Source organism: Desulforamulus ruminis DSM 2154, from assembly GCF_000215085.1.
Taxonomy (GTDB): Bacteria; Bacillota; Desulfotomaculia; order Desulfotomaculales; family Desulfotomaculaceae; genus Desulfotomaculum; species Desulfotomaculum ruminis.
The window spans coordinates 240,373-257,104 of sequence record NC_015589.1; the positions used below are offsets into that span (position 1 = coordinate 240,373).

General features: G+C 49.5%; 11 protein-coding genes, 2 tRNA genes, 2 rRNA genes, 1 pseudogene and 1 riboswitch. Of the genes and pseudogenes, 12 read left to right on the top strand and 4 right to left on the bottom strand.

Annotated elements, in window-relative coordinates:
- Nucleotides 1-2: 2 nt before the first annotated feature.
- The 3 genes from DESRU_RS01250 to DESRU_RS01260 all read left to right on the top strand — a co-directional run bounded on the left by DESRU_RS01250 (nt 3) and on the right by DESRU_RS01260 (nt 2,348).
- Nucleotides 3-395 (top strand): hypothetical protein, encoded by a 393-nt coding sequence (locus DESRU_RS01250; RefSeq protein WP_013840320.1) that lies wholly within the window; start codon nt 3-5, stop codon nt 393-395.
- Between the two features lie 316 nt (nt 396-711).
- Entirely contained in the window at nt 712-1,698 is a 987-nt protein-coding gene (locus DESRU_RS01255) for a biotin--[acetyl-CoA-carboxylase] ligase (RefSeq protein WP_013840321.1), read from the top strand.
- Between the two features lie 74 nt (nt 1,699-1,772).
- Nucleotides 1,773-2,348 (top strand): biotin transporter BioY, encoded by a 576-nt coding sequence (locus tag DESRU_RS01260; RefSeq protein ID WP_013840322.1) that lies wholly within the window; start codon nt 1,773-1,775, stop codon nt 2,346-2,348.
- A 30-nt stretch (nt 2,349-2,378) separates the two neighbouring features.
- Here DESRU_RS01260 and ablB read toward each other — a convergent pair whose 3' ends face one another.
- The 3 genes and pseudogenes from ablB to DESRU_RS01275 form a co-directional block, all read right to left on the bottom strand.
- Entirely contained in the window at nt 2,379-3,221 is an 843-nt protein-coding gene (ablB, locus tag DESRU_RS01265; RefSeq protein WP_013840323.1) for a putative beta-lysine N-acetyltransferase, read from the bottom strand.
- Nucleotides 3,222-3,223: 2 nt separating this feature from the next.
- Nucleotides 3,224-4,463: pseudogene (gene kamA, locus DESRU_RS01270) on the bottom strand (lysine 2,3-aminomutase).
- Nucleotides 4,464-4,637: 174 nt separating this feature from the next.
- Nucleotides 4,638-4,779, bottom strand: a riboswitch (cyclic di-AMP (ydaO/yuaA leader).
- Between the two features lie 234 nt (nt 4,780-5,013).
- Nucleotides 5,014-5,670 (bottom strand): nitrite/sulfite reductase domain-containing protein, encoded by a 657-nt coding sequence (locus DESRU_RS01275; protein WP_013840324.1) that lies wholly within the window; start codon nt 5,668-5,670, stop codon nt 5,014-5,016.
- Between the two features lie 224 nt (nt 5,671-5,894).
- Here DESRU_RS01275 and DESRU_RS01280 point away from each other — a divergent pair, with 224 nt between their 5' ends.
- Nucleotides 5,895-6,692, top strand: a complete 798-nt coding sequence (locus DESRU_RS01280) for a type III pantothenate kinase (RefSeq protein WP_013840325.1) — start codon at nt 5,895-5,897, stop codon at nt 6,690-6,692.
- Complete coding sequence (gene dusB / locus DESRU_RS01285) at nt 6,683-7,642, top strand: tRNA dihydrouridine synthase DusB (protein ID WP_013840326.1); 960 nt, start codon at nt 6,683-6,685, stop codon at nt 7,640-7,642. The genes DESRU_RS01280 and dusB overlap by 10 nt, the downstream gene beginning before the upstream one ends.
- Here dusB and DESRU_RS20670 read toward each other — a convergent pair.
- Nucleotides 7,622-7,861: a hypothetical protein gene (locus DESRU_RS20670; RefSeq protein WP_187290600.1), complete on the bottom strand. Its 240-nt coding sequence runs from the start codon at nt 7,859-7,861 to the stop codon at nt 7,622-7,624. The genes dusB and DESRU_RS20670 overlap by 21 nt on opposite strands.
- On the opposite strand from DESRU_RS20670, the gene DESRU_RS01290 reads away from it, so the two are divergent.
- The 7 genes from DESRU_RS01290 (at nt 7,835) to DESRU_RS01320 (ending at nt 16,689) form a co-directional block, all read left to right on the top strand.
- Entirely contained in the window at nt 7,835-8,908 is a 1,074-nt protein-coding gene (locus tag DESRU_RS01290) for a shikimate 5-dehydrogenase (protein ID WP_013840327.1), read from the top strand. The two genes, DESRU_RS20670 and DESRU_RS01290, sit on opposite strands and share 27 nt — an antisense overlap.
- Nucleotides 8,909-9,103: 195 nt before the next feature.
- Nucleotides 9,104-9,577: a transcription elongation factor GreA gene (gene greA, locus DESRU_RS01295; RefSeq protein ID WP_013840328.1), complete on the top strand. Its 474-nt coding sequence runs from the start codon at nt 9,104-9,106 to the stop codon at nt 9,575-9,577.
- A 23-nt stretch (nt 9,578-9,600) separates the two neighbouring features.
- The gene (gene lysS, locus DESRU_RS01300) at nt 9,601-11,127 is read left to right on the top strand and encodes a lysine--tRNA ligase (protein WP_013840329.1); all 1,527 of its coding nucleotides are present in this window, start codon (nt 9,601-9,603) and stop codon (nt 11,125-11,127) included.
- 464 nt (nt 11,128-11,591) lie between these two features.
- A 16S ribosomal RNA gene (locus DESRU_RS01305) occupies nt 11,592-13,121 on the top strand.
- 246 nt (nt 13,122-13,367) lie between these two features.
- Nucleotides 13,368-13,444: transfer RNA gene (locus tag DESRU_RS01310), tRNA-Ile, on the top strand.
- A gap of 122 nt (nt 13,445-13,566) precedes the next feature.
- Nucleotides 13,567-13,642, top strand: a tRNA-Ala gene (locus DESRU_RS01315).
- Between the two features lie 108 nt (nt 13,643-13,750).
- Nucleotides 13,751-16,689 (top strand): 23S ribosomal RNA (locus DESRU_RS01320).
- The 16S and 23S rRNA genes sit together here with 2 tRNA genes alongside, the layout of an rRNA operon.
- The last annotated feature ends 43 nt before the right edge of the window (nt 16,690-16,732 follow it).

Genomic DNA, 16,732 nt, shown 5'->3' on the forward strand with positions numbered 1-16,732 from the left:
CAATGGCTACATGTCCCCATGCCAAGGGCGCAAATGGTTGCAATGCTTTGCTAAACTACGGTTTTAGCTCAAATACCTTAATCATATCGGATAGTTGGTGGCACAAGTTTTGTGCCAGCGGTAAGCATAAGCAGTGCCCAAATATGAAAGCCGCTCTCAACATGAAGGAAGAAAAAGAGAGAAAAGCGGCTGCCGGTACCTTCATTCGAAGAGACAGTTCCGGCACTGCCGGTAAAATGCTAAAACCCAAGAGAAAGGGGCTTAATGAAAAGGCCAACGCTGTGCATGCCCATGGCGGCAAGGCCCCTCATTTTTGCGAGAAACCCTGGCGTGCTGCGGAGATTCGTTTCCGGGTTACCAATTCAAAATTTTATACCAGACCTTGGGTTTCCTAGAAACAGGGGGCTGATGCAAAAGAACCGGAAAGGTTCCTATGCGCAGCCCCTTATTTAGTAAAAATAAAAAGAATAGAACACGGATTTTACGGATTTGCACGGATTTACATGGATCTAGTCTTCTTTAAATAAAATCCCGCGCAAATCCGTAAAACCTCCGTACTTTTAATTAGCGGTTGTTGGCTGGGTTATCCGCCCGCTAATAAAAAGTAATTTTGCCGTACTCCCTTCTTAAAGAGGATAATGTTAACTTCGTATGGCTTAAAAGTTGACAAAGGGGCGCGGTATGGTATAAAATGCCAAGGGGTGACATAAAATGCTGGATGCTAAACAAAAAATCCTTCATTTACTCCGGTCTGAACGGCCGGATCCTGTTTCCGGTGAGCTGATTTGCCGGCACTTGAACGTTTCCCGGACAGCCATCTGGAAGAATATCGAGGCCTTAAGGCGGGATGGTTATGAGATTGAAGCAAAACCCCGGTCGGGTTACCGGTTGATTTCCTCACCGGATATTCTGGCCCCTTCCGAGTGGCAGACGGGTTTGAAGTCTAAAATCATTGGCCGGGAAGCCCGCTACTTTAAATCGGTTTCCTCAACCAATGATGCAGCCAAGGAACTGGCGCGCCTTGGGGCGAAGGAAGGGACGACGGTGTTGGCTGAAGAGCAAACCTCCGGCAAAGGCCGGTTGGGGCGGGTATGGAGAGCCCCGTCCGGTGCAGGGCTGTCTTTTTCTATTATCCTTTATCCCAAGGTCAATCCCATGGAAGTATCCCAGCTAACCATGCTGGGAGCGGTTGCCGTGGTCAATGCCCTGAAGCAAGAACTGGGAGTGCCCGCAGGGGTTAAATGGCCCAACGATGTTTACCTCCAAGGCTTAAAAGTGTGCGGCATTCTGGCCGAAATGGCGGCGGAAGCGGATCAGGTAAAATATCTGGTGCTTGGCATCGGGGTCAATGTCAACCAGCGATCTGAAGATTTGGGAGAATTGATCCATTCAGCCATTTCTCTCAGGGCGTTTACTGGAAGAAAAATAAGCCGGTCAAAATTGCTGGGGGCCATTTTGGAGCAGTTGGATTTTTTGTATGACCTGTGGCAAGAGCAGGGCTTTGCTCCGGTAAGGACCCTGTGGAAGGAAAACGCCCTTTGGCTGGAATCTCCGGTACAGGTCAGTGGGCTGCACGAGGTTTGGCAGGGGTTGATGGAGGATATTGATGCTCATGGGGCCTTGGTGTTAAGGCTGGCGGATGGCAGCAGAAAAATCTTCCATTCGGGGGAAGTTTCCCTGCGGCCCGGACATCATTAAATGGACGGGCTTTAAAAATATGCCGTAAATGTAAACCTGTAATCATAATAAAGTTAACAAAGGGAGAGATTGCTTTGAAATTTACACATAGAGAAATGGTTTTGGCGGGGTTAATGGCGGCATTCATGGTGGTGGTTACGGTTGTTACCCGGATTCCCTTTGTTTATGCCGTAGTGCCCTTTAGCCTGCAGCCCCTGGTGGCGGTACTGGCGGGCGTACTGCTGGGGGCCAGAACCGGGGCTTTGAGTATGGTGGTTTATCTGCTGCTGGGGCTGGCAGGCCTGCCGGTTTTTGCCACTGAACCCTTTGGGGGGGTTATGTACCTGCTAAAGCCAACCTTTGGATTCTTACTGGCGCAGGTACCGGCGGCCTATATTGCGGGCCGGCTTTTGGAAAACCGCGGGCCGGCCAGCCTATACCGGTATATTATAGCCTCCCTGGCGGGAATGGCAGTGATTTACCTGATCGGACTGCCCTATATTTACGGCACCTTAAATTTTTATCTGGGGAAAGCAACTTCTATTATGGCCGTGCTGAAAATCGGCTTTATTCCTTTTTTTGTGTGGGATCTGCTGAAAGCGGTGGTTGTGGGACTGCTGGCCAGGGCGATTCACCGGCGTTTGCCTAGGTATTCGTCGAAGTATAAATAGACAGTCGCCTGTTTGAGCTGTTTTTATCTCTCAGATCCTGAGACCTGGCTTTACCCAAAGATTCATATTTTCAAACCTGCCGGCAATATGGCAATTATTAATCAAGGTACCTTGAAACCGATAGCCCAGACGATGGAGAATCAAATTCATCCCATAAGAGGAGGACCGGGCCAGGCTGTAAAGGCAACGGGGATGCCGGTTCAGACAGCACTGCTCAAGTTCTTTCAGGAGAAGCGTATTTAAGCCTAAGCCCCGGTAATCCGGATGAGTGGCGCAATTGGTCAGTTCGGTTCGACCGTAATCCCGGTCAATTTCTGCTGCAGCCGCACCCACAAGCTGCTGGCCATGATAAACGACCATATAGAGATCCCCTTTTTCCATGGCACAATTCAGGTAACGGGGGGTATATATCGGAGTCGGGTAAGTGGCAAACACTTGACGGAACAGGTCGGCCATCCGGTTAATATCCTGTTTTGTGGCCCGGCGCAAAAGGAATTCTTCAGGTAAACAACCTTTAGTGAGCCTGGGTTGGGACAATATTTTTTTTAACATGGCCTGTTCTTCCTGAAGAAATAATGATTTTCCCCGACGGATGCAGGGGTAGGCCGATAGAAAATAGCCTTTCGAATCGGGATAGTAAGCCTCAATAACGCCTTCCAGTACAAAGCCATTTTCCTGAAAGCTTTTTAAGTCTTCTTCCCGGGCAGGAAGAATAATTTTCTCCAAGCTTTCTTCTTTAGCCCACCGGGTTAGATATTGGCTAAAAAGTAAAGGATCTTTGACTCGATAGTCCTGGATCCAGATTCGGAGGTTTTCTTTATCCACTAGGGCGTCTACGGAAAATTCGTCTTTATGTCTGGAGACCGGTTCCATGATTATCTGCTCCCTCCAACGGTAATTATTTCATCGTCCGGCTTTAGGGTGATCGCTCCACTCTGCATTAAGCCGGCAACTCCCAGCTTGGCGGACGAATATTTCTCTTCCTCCTGGCCGGGTTCGGTATACAGATAGATATTGCCCTCAAAATTTCTCAGAACGATTTTTCCTTTACCCTGGGACAGCAGGTAATTAGGGCCAAGGGGAATTTTTCCGCCGCCGCCCGGCGCATCAATTACATAGGTTGGAATGGACAGACCGGAGGTATGGCCACGCAGGGATTCAATAATTTCTATGCCGGCACTGACCGGGGTCCGGAAGTGTCCAATCCCCTCCGAAAGGTCACACTGGTAGAGATAATAAGGCCGGACGCGGATCTTTAGTAAATTCTGCACCAATCTCTTCATGATGTCCGGACGGTCGTTAATACCCCGGAGTAGAACAGACTGGTTATTAACGGGGATACCGGCTTTGGCCAAACGGGCCACAGCCTCGGTAGCCTCGGGAGTAATTTCCGACGGATGATTAAAGTGAGTGTTAACCCAAACCGGATGATATTTTTCCAGCATTGAGCACAGTTCCGGGGTGATTCGCTGGGGAAGCACCACCGGGGTTCGGGTGCCCAGACGGATAATTTCCACATGTTTAATGGAGCGAAGTTTCTATGGAGCGAAGTTTCTTTAGAATGTACTCCAATTGCTTATCGGTAAGTGTGAAAGGGTCGCCGCCGGAAATAACCACATCCCGAATGGCGGGCTTATTGCGAATATAGTTGAAGGCTCGGTCCAATTGGTCTTTGGGCAGTGATTGATCATGCTGACCGGCCATCCTCCGGCGGGTGCAGTGACGGCAGTACATAGAACAACAGTCCGTAACTAATAGCAAAACTCTATCGGGATAGCGGTGTGTTAAACCGGGAACAGGCGAATCCACGTCTTCGTGCAAAGGGTCCCTCATGTCACCTCTGGTATAGACCAGTTCCTTGGGATTCGGAATAGACTGCAAAGCAATAGGACAGTATCGTTCCGTAGGGTTAATCAGACTCAGATAGTAAGGAGTAATGGCCATCCTGAATTTTTTTAGACAGACTGTGATTCCCTCCATTTGCTCCTTGGAGAGGCGAATAAACCGGGATAATTTTTGGGCATCTGTTATGCGATTGCTGATCTGCCAGCGCCAGTCGTTCCACTGTTCTTCCGTAACATTCCATTTCTCTAAAATCTCGGGTTTTTCCCTCACAAAATTCCCCCTTGTATAAATTGTTGAATAAAAATGGGTTTATCGAATGACTTTGAACCGGAAATAAGGGTTGCCCCGGCAACATATCGTAAGAAATAAAAAATCCCCGGAAATATTATCCAGGGGAGAAGGGCATAAAAATGTATAACAAAATAGCCAAAAATCCGGCTGTATTGCTTAACTTTTCTACGCCTACGAAGTTAGCTGACGGGTTCGGATTGAAAAGTATAACCCTAACAGTGTGAGCACACTGTATTAACCCCAATTGATTGGTTCCCCCGCTCTCTCAAAAAGAGAGATTAAGCGAAAGCCATATTCATTTTATAGTTTATTTTATCATCAATTGCCTGAATTATTATAACCTTATAAAAGATGTTAATAGGGCGTTTCATGGGATAAGAAGGGATATGGCACGGTGAAGGCGACAAATGCTAAAAAATATTTGCCAATACGCCGGCTAATGGGAAATACAATCCCATGGATTCTATTTCTTACCTTTATTCACATAAAAAGCCCTGCCAGGGCAGGACTTTTTATGATGCGGTATCTTTTATGAAGCCTGTACGGCCCTTCTGATTTCCTCTAAACCCAGTCGCTCTACAAACTTGAACATTCGTTCACCGGTTTTGGCGTTTTCCTTATAAAAATTAATTAGCCTTTGGGAAAGGGCAACCACTTCATCCATGGTTAGGTCCTCTGCCAGCAATTGCCCGATATGAGGAACCGAACCGGAGTTGCCGCCGATCACCACACTGAAACCCTTGGGTTTGCCAAAGGCGCCCAGGTCCCTCATCCAGGCTTCGGCACAGTTTAGGGGACAGCCGGAGATTCCTATTTTAAACTTGTTAGGCAAAATCATCCCGCTAAAATTCCGGTCCAACAGGGTGGCCAGAGCCAGAGAATCCTGCTTTCCGTATTTACAGAAACTGATTCCGGGACAAGCTTGGACACTTCGTACACAGAGTCCGGTGGCAGGAGCCGGGTCCATACCCAAATCAGTCCAGAGATTGTCTACATCTTCACCCTTGATTCCCACCAGAGCAATCCGTTGGGAAGCGGTCAGCTTGACCACGGGAATTTGGTATTTCTCCACCACATCGGCTAATTTCCTGAGGATTTCTGCATTCAGCAGGCCCGCCGTGGTTTTCGGCACGATAGCGTAGGTTCCGTCGCGCTGTAAAATGGCTCCTTTGGGGGAGTGGGTCATCGTATATTCCTCCTGAAGAAGTAGTAAATTTACATTTATTCGACAGGCTCCATTTTTGTCCCTGCCCTAATCCATAAAGTCCGAAGAAAAAGAAAATTTGCACTGCCGGATGCAGAGTGAAACGATGGATGCAGGGGTGATACGGTTGTACTTTTCCAATTAAATCTGGTAGAATTGCTTTTGACTAAAAGTAATTCCATGAGACTCAAGGGAGGAAGCGAACCTTGATACTGGCCATAGATATCGGCAATACCAACATTGTTTTTGGCGTCTTTAACGATAAAATCCTGGCGGCCAACTGGCGCCTGTCTACCGATCGCAACCGCACCGCCGATGAATACGGAGTCCTGTTGAAAGAGCTCTTTGGCTTGTCCGGACTGAATATGAAGGCGGTGACCGGAGTGGTGATTTCTTCCGTGGTACCCCCGGTAAACAGCCTGATTGAATCCATGATCGAAAAGTTTTTTAACCTGAATCCTGTTTTAGTGGGACCGGGAATTAAAACAGGAATTTCCATTAAATTAGATAATCCCCGGGAATTGGGAGCGGACCGCATTGTGAACGCTGTGGCGGGGTACTCTCTTTACGGCGGCCCTTTAATTATCGTTGATTTTGGGACAGCCACCACTTTTTGCTGTGTAACCGCTAAAGGGGAATATCTCGGAGGGGCCATTGCACCGGGCATCGGTATTTCCACCGAGGCGCTGTTCAACAAGGCTGCCAAGCTGCCGCGAGTGGAATTAAACAAGCCCCCGGGAGTGATTGGGAGAAACACCATCAGCGCCATGCAGTCGGGGATTGTTTTTGGCTTTGCCGGACAGGTGGAAATCATGGTAAGACGCATGAAGCAGGAACTGGGGCCGGAAACCCAGGTTGTTGCTACGGGAGGACTGGCCAAAGTGATTGCCCCGGAAACCACCGTAATTGATAAAATCAATCCATCCCTCACTTTGACAGGACTAAGAATGATCTATGAAAGAAATCAAAATCACCCGGTTTCCGGGGGGCAGTCATGCAAATAGGCAGCATAAAATTGGCCAACAGGATTGTTTCTGCTCCCATGGCCGGGGTTACCGACAGGGCCTTCCGCATCCTGGCCCGGGAGAACGGGTGTGGACTGGTAGTGACCGAAATGATCAGCGACCTGGCGCTGATTTACGCCAATCCAAGAACCTACCGCATGCTGGATTTCCGGGATGAGCAGCCCCCTCTGAGCGTACAGATTTTTGGTTCTAACCCGGAGACCATGGGGCGGGCCGCTGTTTTAGTGGCGGAGCGGGGAGCCAGCATGGTGGACATTAATATGGGTTGTCCTACGCCCAAAATTGTGAGGAACCAGGAAGGCTGCGCCCTGATGAAAAAGCCTGAGCTGGCAGCCCGAATTGTTGAAGCGGTGGTGGCGGCTGTTCCGGGCCTTCCTGTTACCGTAAAAATGCGTAAAGGCTGGGATGCCGATTCCGTCAATGCCGTTGAATTTGCCCGGCTGGTGGTGGAAGCCGGAGCCTCTGCGGTAGCTGTTCATGGGCGGACCAGGAATCAATTCTACAGCGGTAAAGCCGACTGGCATATTATTAAAGAAGTAAAGGAAGCGGTAAAGGTGCCGGTCATCGGCAATGGGGACATTTGGACCCCTGAAGACGCTGCCCGCATGCTGCAGGAAACCGGGTGCGACGGTATTATGATCGGCCGGGCCGCCATGGGCAATCCCTGGTTGTTCCGGGAGGTCCTTCATTTTTTGAAAACCGGTGCCGAACTGTCCCCGCCCTCGGCCCAGGAACGGATTGCCACTGCCATCCGGCATATGGAGTTAATGGTGGAATCCAAGGGGGAACGGGTGGCTGTTTGTGAAATGAGAAAACACGCGGCCTGGTATACCAAAGGCATTCGTGGGGCGGCCCGCATCCGGGAGAACATCAATAAATCCACCACCCAAAAGGAAATTGAGAATATTTTAAACTCCCTGCTGGACTAGAATTGAAAAACAGACTTCTTCTTTACAGCAAAATCTTTGGCGAGTTAAATGCTCGCTTTTTATTTTTGTTATTTTAAGAGTTGCCATATCTATAATATTTTGCCATTCTTCCACTAAAAGAATAATGAATATCTCCCCCAAGGCATATGCTGTTATGGGTATATTAACGAAACGGGAAGAAGGGGAGACAGAATGAACCGTTTTGCTTTTATCATTCATCCGCTGGATTGCAGTGATGTGGCCAGAAAATTTCATTTTGCCAGGTATATGCCGGATACCCTGCTGGAAAGAACTTTAAAAATACTTCCTCCTGTAAAAATATCACCCATTACCGGAATACAGTCTCCCAGCGCCGCCACCGAAGGATTTTTTGTTTCCTGCCTACTGACGGCCAGGCAAATGATGTCTCTTCCCACTCCTTTTGTATTAAACAAAATTATACAAACAGCCCGGCTGGCAGAGAAACTGGGGGCTCAGGTGGTGGGACTAGGGGCCTTTACCAAGGTCATCGGGGATGCCGGGATCACCATTGCTAAGAACCTGAATATTCCGGTAACAACTGGGAACAGCTATACCGTGGCTACCACGCTGGAAGGGGCCAAAAAAGCAGCCATACTGATGGGACATGATTTAAAAAAAGCCCGGATTGTTGTGGTTGGAGCCACCGGGTCCATCGGCAGTGTTTGTGCGTTATCCCTGGCCAGGGATGTCAACCACTTAACTTTGATTGGTAGAAATGAGGCCAAGCTGCATGTTTTAGCGGATCGCATTCTGTTTGAAACAGGTCTGGCTGCCAATGTCACCTCCAATATTAAATCCATCCTGCGGACCGCAGATCTGGTGATAACGGTGACCAGTTCGGCGGATGCCATTATTGAGCCGGAGGATTTAAAAGCCGGGGCGGTCATTTGTGATGTTGCCCGGCCGAGGGATGTTTCCCGCCGGGTGGTAGAGAAAAGAGATGATGTGCTGGTGATTGAAGGAGGACTGGTAGAAGTTCCCGGTGATGTAAATTTTAATTTTAATTTTGGTTTCCCACCCCGGACTGCTTACGCCTGCATGGCGGAAACCATGATTTTGGCCCTGGAAGGAAGACTGGAAAGCTATACCCTGGGCCGGGATCTTACCTTAAAACAAGTGGAAGAAATGCATAAACTGGGCCGGAAGCACGGCTTTAAACTGGCAGGCTGGCGAAGTTTTGAAAAGCCCGTTACCGAGGAGGAGATTCATCGTATCCGGCAGAAGGCCATGATCAAGGTATCCTAACAACCTCTTTGGAATGTTCAAATGTATCCTTGACAAAAACTACCGGGATTTTTATAATGTACAGGAATAAACGCCTAGAACGGCAAGCACTGCAATCTGGTATGTGCCATTTGCAGTGCTTTAACTGTAGTTAGCCTCCTTGTAAATGAAGACTGGATAAATGAAAAATTTGACTTAGAGATAGGAGAAAGTTAGATGAAAGAGAAAGATGTAATGCTTACCGTGGTTGGTTTAAAGCAACTGGAGGACGAGTTGGAGCAGTTGAAAACCGTCAAGAGACGCCAGGTGGCGGAGAGAATTAAACAAGCCATTGAATTTGGGGATATTAGTGAGAACTCGGAATATGAAGACGCTAAAAATGAACAGGCATTTATTGAGGGTCGAATCTTAACCTTAGAGAAAATGCTTCGGAATGCTAAAATTATCGATGATGAAAATTTAGGAAATGAAATGGTTTCCCTGGGTTCCAGGATATTATTAAAGGACCTGGAGTTTGGTGACGAGTTGGAGTACACCATTGTTGGCTCAGTGGAAGCAGACCCCGACAATAATAAAATTTCCAATGAGTCTCCGGTAGGAAAGGCGATTTTGGGCCAGCCCAAAGGGAGTGTTGTTGAAGTAACCGTTCCCGCCGGTGTTTTAAAATATGAAATTGTAGATATTAAGTAGGAGCGTTTGGGGGTTTTTTAGAAATGACCGAAGACAATCAAAAGAGACAAATACCGGCCTCTAGTGAAATAGAGGCCGGTCAAAGTGTTGCGGAAGACCTCAATGAACTAATGAAGGTCCGGCGGGAAAAGCTTCATGAACTGGCCAATCAGGGAATCGAACCCTATGGGGAAAAATTCCAGCGGACCCATTATGCAGCGGATATCATCCAACACTTTGAGGCCATGGATGGACAACCCGCCGTATTGGCCGGACGGATCATGGCCAAACGAGTCATGGGTAAAGCCAGCTTTGCCAACCTGCAGGACAGTTCCGGAAACATCCAAATCTATGTACGCCTGGATGAACTGGGGCCGGAGGAATATGCCTGTTTTGAAAAACTGGACATTGGTGATATTATTGGCTGTTCGGGAAAGGTCTTTAGAACCCGCAAAGGAGAAATTACGCTACATATCGACAGCTATAAAATATTGTCCAAATCCCTGAGACCCCTGCCGGAGAAATGGCACGGGCTTAAGGATGTGGATCTCCGTTACCGTCAAAGATACGTGGACCTGATCGTAAACCCGGAGGTGAAACAAGCCTTTATTACCAGAAGCAAAGTGGTCCGCTCCATTCGCAACTACCTGGATGAAAAGGGTTTCCTGGAGGTAGAAACCCCCATGATGCACCCCATTGCCGGGGGGGCCAGCGCCCGGCCGTTTACGACGTATCACAATACCCTGGATATGAAGCTTTACATGAGAATTGCCCCGGAACTTTATTTAAAACGTCTGCTGGTAGGCGGTTTTGATAAAGTGTATGAGATTAACCGCAATTTTAGAAATGAAGGAATCTCTACCAAACACAATCCGGAGTTCACTACCATTGAACTGTATCAGGCCTATGCCGATTATGAAGTAATGATGGATCTTACGGAAGATCTTATTTCCCAGGTGGCTCAAGAGGTGCTGGGCACCACCACGGTGGAATATGAAGGGGTAACCCTTTGTCTGGCCAAGCCCTGGAGACGGGTTCCCATGCTGGAGATTGTCAAAGAGTACTCCGGCTTGGATTTTACCCAATTAAAAGATGCCGACGCAGCCTACCAAGCAGCAAAAAAACTGAATCTGGATATTGAGCCCGGTGCATCCTGGGGAGATATTTTAAATGTAGTTTTTGAAGAAAAGGTTGAGGACAAACTGATCCAACCGACCTTTATTATAGATTACCCGGTGGATATTTCACCATTGGCTAAACGCCAGAAAGAGCAGCCGGAGCTAACCTATCGTTTTGAGCTTTTCATTTATGGTCGGGAAATGGCCAATGCTTTCTCGGAGCTGAATGATCCCATTGACCAAAAGGGCCGCTTTCTGGCTCAGGTGGAAAAACGGAATGCCGGAGATGACGAAGCGCAAATGTATGACGAGGACTACATTCAGGCACTGGAATACGGCATGCCTCCGGCTGGTGGACTGGGCATCGGCATCGACCGTCTGGTAATGCTGTTGACCAATTCCTCTTCCATCCGGGATGTTATCCTGTTCCCTTTAATGAGACCCAGAGATTAGTTTTTCCTATACTTTCATCAATAGAATTTTTATACTTTCTGAAAGTACAAAAGAAATGATAAATACCTTTGACAGGAACCGCCGGGAGTGCTATTATATTTTTTGCGCCCGGCGGTTATTAATCGGGAATAATTAGTAATAAATTTACACTAGACAAGATACAATATACCGTGATACAATACAATTCCGGTATAAATGACACTGTGCGAGACAAAAAAACAATATTAAATCATCCTTGACAGTGTTTTTACATTATGGTAACATTTTGAACCGAGGGCACTTTAAGCCCGCAAACCGGTCTTTGAAAACTAAACAGAACGATGATGGATGAAAAGCGGGAAGCCAAAGTCGGGTGAGAACCCGAGAGTAGGCGGACCAAAAACAATCCTCGTCAAAGCGTGAAAACGCTAGCGAGTAATTCAGAACACAAGAGCAAATCAACTCTTGAAAATATTTTAGGATATTTTATGGAGAGTTTGATCCTGGCTCAGGACGAACGCTGGCGGCGTGCTTAACACATGCAAGTCGAACGGAGTTTAAAATGAAACCTAGTGATTTTTAAACTTAGTGGCGGACGGGTGAGTAACGCGTGGATAACCTGCCGGATAGACCGGGATAACAGTTGGAAACGACTGCTAATACCGGATACGCTCCTAGGAACGCATGTTCTAAGGAGGAAAGATTTATCGCTAACCGATGGATCCGCGTCCCATTAGCTAGTTGGAGGTGTAACGGACCCCCAAGGCGACGATGGGTAGCCGGCCTGAGAGGGCGAACGGCCACACTGGGACTGAGACACGGCCCAGACTCCTACGGGAGGCAGCAGTGGGGAATCTTCCGCAATGGGCGAAAGCCTGACGGAGCAACGCCGCGTGAGGGAAGAAGGCTTTCGGGTTGTAAACCTCTGTCTTAAGGGAAGAACAAAATGACGGTACCTTGAGAGGAAGCCCCGGCTAACTACGTGCCAGCAGCCGCGGTAAAACGTAGGGGGCGAGCGTTGTCCGGAATTACTGGGCGTAAAGGGCGCGTAGGTGGTGCATTAAGTTAGAGGTGAAAGTGCGGGGCTTAACCCCGTGAGGCCTCTGATACTGGTGGACTTGAGTGCAGGAGAGGGGAGCAGAATTCCCAGTGTAGCGGTGAAATGCGTAGATATTGGGAGGAATACCAGTGGCGAAGGCGGCTCTCTGGACTGTAACTGACACTGAGGCGCGAAAGCGTGGGGAGCGAACAGGATTAGATACCCTGGTAGTCCACGCCGTAAACGATGAGTGCTAGGTGTTGGGGGTATCGACCCCCCCAGTGCCGTAGTTAACACAATAAGCACTCCGCCTGGGGAGTACGGTCGCAAGACTGAAACTCAAAGGAATTGACGGGGGCCCGCACAAGCGGTGGAGTATGTGGTTTAATTCGACGCAACGCGAAGAACCTTACCAGGGCTTGACATCCTCTGAAAAGTATAGAGATATACTCCTTGCCCTTCGGGGTAACAGAGAGACAGGTGGTGCATGGTTGTCGTCAGCTCGTGTCGTGAGATGTTGGGTTAAGTCCCGCAACGAGCGCAACCCCTAACATTCGTTGCCAGCGAGTAATGTCGGGAACTCGAATGTGACTGCCGTTGACAAAACGGAGGAAGGTGGGGATGACGTCAAATCATCATGCCCCTTATGTCCTGGGCTACACACGTACTACAATGGCCGGTACAGACGGAAGCGAAGCTGTGAAGTGAAGCAAATCTGAGAAAGCCGGTCCCAGTTCGGATTGTAGTCTGCAACTCGACTACATGAAGTCGGAATCGCTAGTAATCGCAGGTCAGCATACTGCGGTGAATACGTTCCCGGGCCTTGTACACACCGCCCGTCACACCACGAAAGCTGACAACACCCGAAGCCGGTGACTTAACCGCAAGGAGAGAGCCGTCGAAGGTGGGGTTGGTGATTGGGGTGAAGTCGTAACAAGGTAGCCGTATCGGAAGGTGCGGCTGGATCACCTCCTTTCTAAGGAGAACGTAAGCGGCTTGGGAGAAGCGAGCCAAGCAAGGAAGCTGCGAGGGAGTGCGCGGAGCGTATAGGAATACGTGAGCACACGAGCGAAGCAGCTGACGAAGCAGGGCGAAGCTTATCGCGAGACGCGCGTACTCTGGTCGATCGTTCATCATCCGACTGTTTAGTTTTGAGAGACCTGAAATCAACCAGGAAATACCGGTTGATTTTAAGTATCTCATCAAACAAAAAAGAAAACCGGGGACTATAGCTCAGCCGGTTAGAGCGCACGCCTGATAAGCGTGAGGTCGGTGGTTCGAGTCCACCTAGTCCCACCATTGGATCGTCAGAAGCGAGCATGGTAAGGAAGCGACCGAGAGAGTGCGCGGAGCGTATATAAATACGTGAGCACACGAAGGAGGAAGCAGACAGCCAGGCGAAGCTTATCACGATACAACGTGGGGGCATAGCTCAGCTGGGAGAGCACCTGCCTTGCAAGCAGGGGGTCAGCGGTTCGATCCCGCTTGTCTCCACCAATTTTTAAATTTTGTAAGATCGTTCCTTGAAAACTAAACAGCGAAAGAAGTAAAGCGTCGTAGAAAAACAATTTTGCAGGTTATGAAAGTAACCGAGCGAAGGAAGTAGGTCAAGAAAGAAAGGGCATACGGTGGATGCCTAGGCGCTAAGGGCCGAAGAAGGGCGCGGTAAGCTGCGAAAAGCCACGGGAAGCCGCAAGCAGGCGTTGATCCGTGGATACCCGAATGGGGCAACCCGGCGGAGCAAACCTCCGTCACCCTGTGCTGAATCCATAGGCACAGAGGAGGGCACCCGGGGAACTGAAACATCTAAGTACCCGGAGGAAAAGAAAGAAACATCGAACCCCCAAGTAGCGGCGAGCGAACAGGGGCGAGCCTAAACCAGTGAACTTCGGTTCACTGGGGTTGAGGGATCCTCATCAAGTGATTGCTAGTCCTAGTTGAAGCTGCCTGGAAAGGCAGGGCACAGAAGGTAAAACCCCTGTAGACGAAAGGACGAAAATTGCAGAGGACATCCCAAGTACCGCAGGACACGAGAAACCCTGTGGGAATCCGGGGGGACCACCCCCCAAGGCTAAATACCCTAAGCGACCGATAGTGAACCAGTACCGTGAGGGAAAGGTGAAAAGCACCCCGGGAGGGGAGTGAAAAAGAACCTGAAACCGTATGCCTACAAACTGTCGGAGCACGTTAAAAGTGTGACGGCGTACTTTTTGTAGAACGGACCGGCGAGTTACATCCAACGTGCAGGTTAAGGCAGGAAAGCCGGAGCCGAAGCGAAAGCGAGTCTTAAAAGGGCGAAAGTACGTTGGAGTAGACCCGAAACCTGGTGATCTACCCATGTCCAGAGTGAAGCTTTAGTAAAATAAAGTGGAGGCTCGAACCGACCTTCGTTGAAAAGGAGGCGGATGAGATGTGGGTAGGGGTGAAATGCCAATCGAACCAGGAGATAGCTGGTTCTCCCCGAAATAGCTTTAGGGCTAGCCTCGGAGGATGGATTGCGGAGGTAGAGCACTGAATGGGCTAGGGGCCTTCACGGGTTACCGAACCCAATCAAACTCCGAATGCCGCAATAACTAAGACTCCGGGAGTCAGACTGCGGGTGCTAAGATTCGTAGTCAAAAGGGAAACAGCCCAGACCAACAGCTAAGGTCCCCAAGACAGGCTAAGTGGAAAAGGATGTGGGGTTGCACAGACAACCAGGATGTTGGCTTAGAAGCAGCCACCATTGAAAGAGTGCGTAATAGCTCACTGGTCAAGTGGCCCTGCGCCGAAAATGAAACGGGGCTAAGCCTGGCACCGAAGCTTTGGATTGTCGAAAGACAGTGGTAGGGGAGCGTTCTTATCGAGTGGAAGCAGTACCGTAAGGAGCTGTGGATTGATAAGAAGTGAGAATGCCGGTATGAGTAAGCGAAAAGGCAGGTGAGAATCCTGCCCGCCGAAAACCTAAGGATTTCTGGGGAAGGTTCGTCCGCCCAGAGTAAGTCGGGACCTAAGCCGAGGCCGCAAGGCGTAGGCGATGGACAATCGGTTGAGAATCCGATACCACCTAAGACCGTTTGAGGATGGAGTGACGCAGGAGGGTACGTTGAGCCGGCGGCTGGAAAAGCCGGTCCAAGCTTGTAGGGTGTAAGATAGGCAAATCCGTCTTACGGGAAGCCCGAGGAGTGAAGGGGAGCGAAAACAAGTAGCGAAGCAGCGGATCCCAAACTGCCAAGAAAAGCTTCTAACGAGGTTTGTAGGTGCCCGTACCGTAAACCGACACAGGTAGGTGGGGTGAAAATCCTAAGGCGCGCGAGAGAACCCTCGTTAAGGAACTCGGCAAAATGACCCCGTAACTTCGGGAAAAGGGGTGCCTCGGTATCGTGAAAAATGCACATTTGGAGCGAGAAGAGGCCGCAGAGAAAAGGCCCAAGCGACTGTTTACCAAAAACACAGGTCCCTGCTAAAGCGAAAGCTGACGTATAGGGGCTGACGCCTGCCCGGTGCTGGAAGGTTAAGGGGAAGAGTTAGACGCAAGTCGAAGCTGAGAACTGAAGCCCCAGTAAACGGCGGCCGTAACTATAACGGTCCTAAGGTAGCGAAATTCCTTGTCAGGTAAGTTCTGACCCGCACGAAAGGCGTAACGATTTGGGCACTGTCTCAACGAGGGGCTCGGTGAAATTGTAATGACGGTGAAGATGCCGTCTACCTGCGACAGGACAGAAAGACCCCGTGGAGCTTTACTGTAGCTTGACATTGGGTTTTGGTATTTGATGTACAGGATAGGTGGGAGACTGAGAAGTATGTACGCTAGTATGTATGGAGTCGCCGTTGGGATACCACCCTTTAGATATTGAAATTCTAACTTGATACCATGAAGCTGGTAAAAGGACCGTGTCAGGTGGGCAGTTTGACTGGGGCGGTCGCCTCCCAAAGAGTAACGGAGGCGCCCAAAGGTTCCCTCAGCGCGGAAGGAAATCGCGCGTTAGAGTGTAAAGGCAAAAGGGAGCTTGACAGCGAGACCCACAAGTCGAGCTGGTACGAAAGTAGGGCTTAGTGATCCGGCGGTGCCGAGTGGAAGGGCCGTCGCTCAACGGATAAAAGCTACCCCGGGGATAACAGGCTTATCTCCCCCAAGAGTCCACATCGACGGGGAGGTTTGGCACCTCGATGTCGGCTCATCGCATCCTGGGGCTGAAGTAGGTCCCAAGGGTTGGGCTGTTCGCCCATTAAAGCGGTACGTGAGCTGGGTTCAGAACGTCGTGAGACAGTTCGGTCCCTATCCGTCGCAGGCGCAGGAAACTTGAGAAGAGCTGTCCCTAGTACGAGAGGACCGGGATGGACGGACCGCTGGTGTACCAGCTATCGTGCCAACGGTAATGCTGGGTAACTAAGTTCGGAAGGGATAAGCGCTGAAAGCATCTAAGCGCGAAGCCCGCTTCAAGATGAGGTTTCCCACTTGAAAGAGGTAAGATCCCATGAAGACGACATGGTAGATAGGCCGGGGGTGTAAGGGCAGTAATGTTTTGAGCCGACCGGTACTAATCGATCGAGGACTTGACCTAGAAACGACCTTTACGAAAAGCGCTGTTTAGTTTTCAGGGAATG

Excerpts from the sequence above, each read along its gene's own strand:
- DESRU_RS01290 (WP_013840327.1), top strand. The coding sequence starts at position 7,835 with ATGAACCGTTTTGCTTTTATCATTCATCCGCTGGATTGCAGTGATGTG.
- dusB (WP_013840326.1), top strand. The coding sequence starts at position 6,683 with ATGCAAATAGGCAGCATAAAATTGGCCAACAGGATTGTTTCTGCTCCC.
- ablB (WP_013840323.1), bottom strand. The coding sequence starts at position 3,221 with ATGGAACCGGTCTCCAGACATAAAGACGAATTTTCCGTAGACGCCCTA.
- DESRU_RS20670 (WP_187290600.1), bottom strand. The coding sequence starts at position 7,861 with ATGAATGATAAAAGCAAAACGGTTCATTCTGTCTCCCCTTCTTCCCGT.
- greA (WP_013840328.1), top strand. The coding sequence starts at position 9,104 with ATGAAAGAGAAAGATGTAATGCTTACCGTGGTTGGTTTAAAGCAACTG.
- DESRU_RS01250 (WP_013840320.1), top strand. The coding sequence starts at position 3 with ATGGCTACATGTCCCCATGCCAAGGGCGCAAATGGTTGCAATGCTTTG.
- lysS (WP_013840329.1), top strand. The coding sequence starts at position 9,601 with ATGACCGAAGACAATCAAAAGAGACAAATACCGGCCTCTAGTGAAATA.
- DESRU_RS01255 (WP_013840321.1), top strand. The coding sequence starts at position 712 with ATGCTGGATGCTAAACAAAAAATCCTTCATTTACTCCGGTCTGAACGG.
- DESRU_RS01275 (WP_013840324.1), bottom strand. The coding sequence starts at position 5,670 with ATGACCCACTCCCCCAAAGGAGCCATTTTACAGCGCGACGGAACCTAC.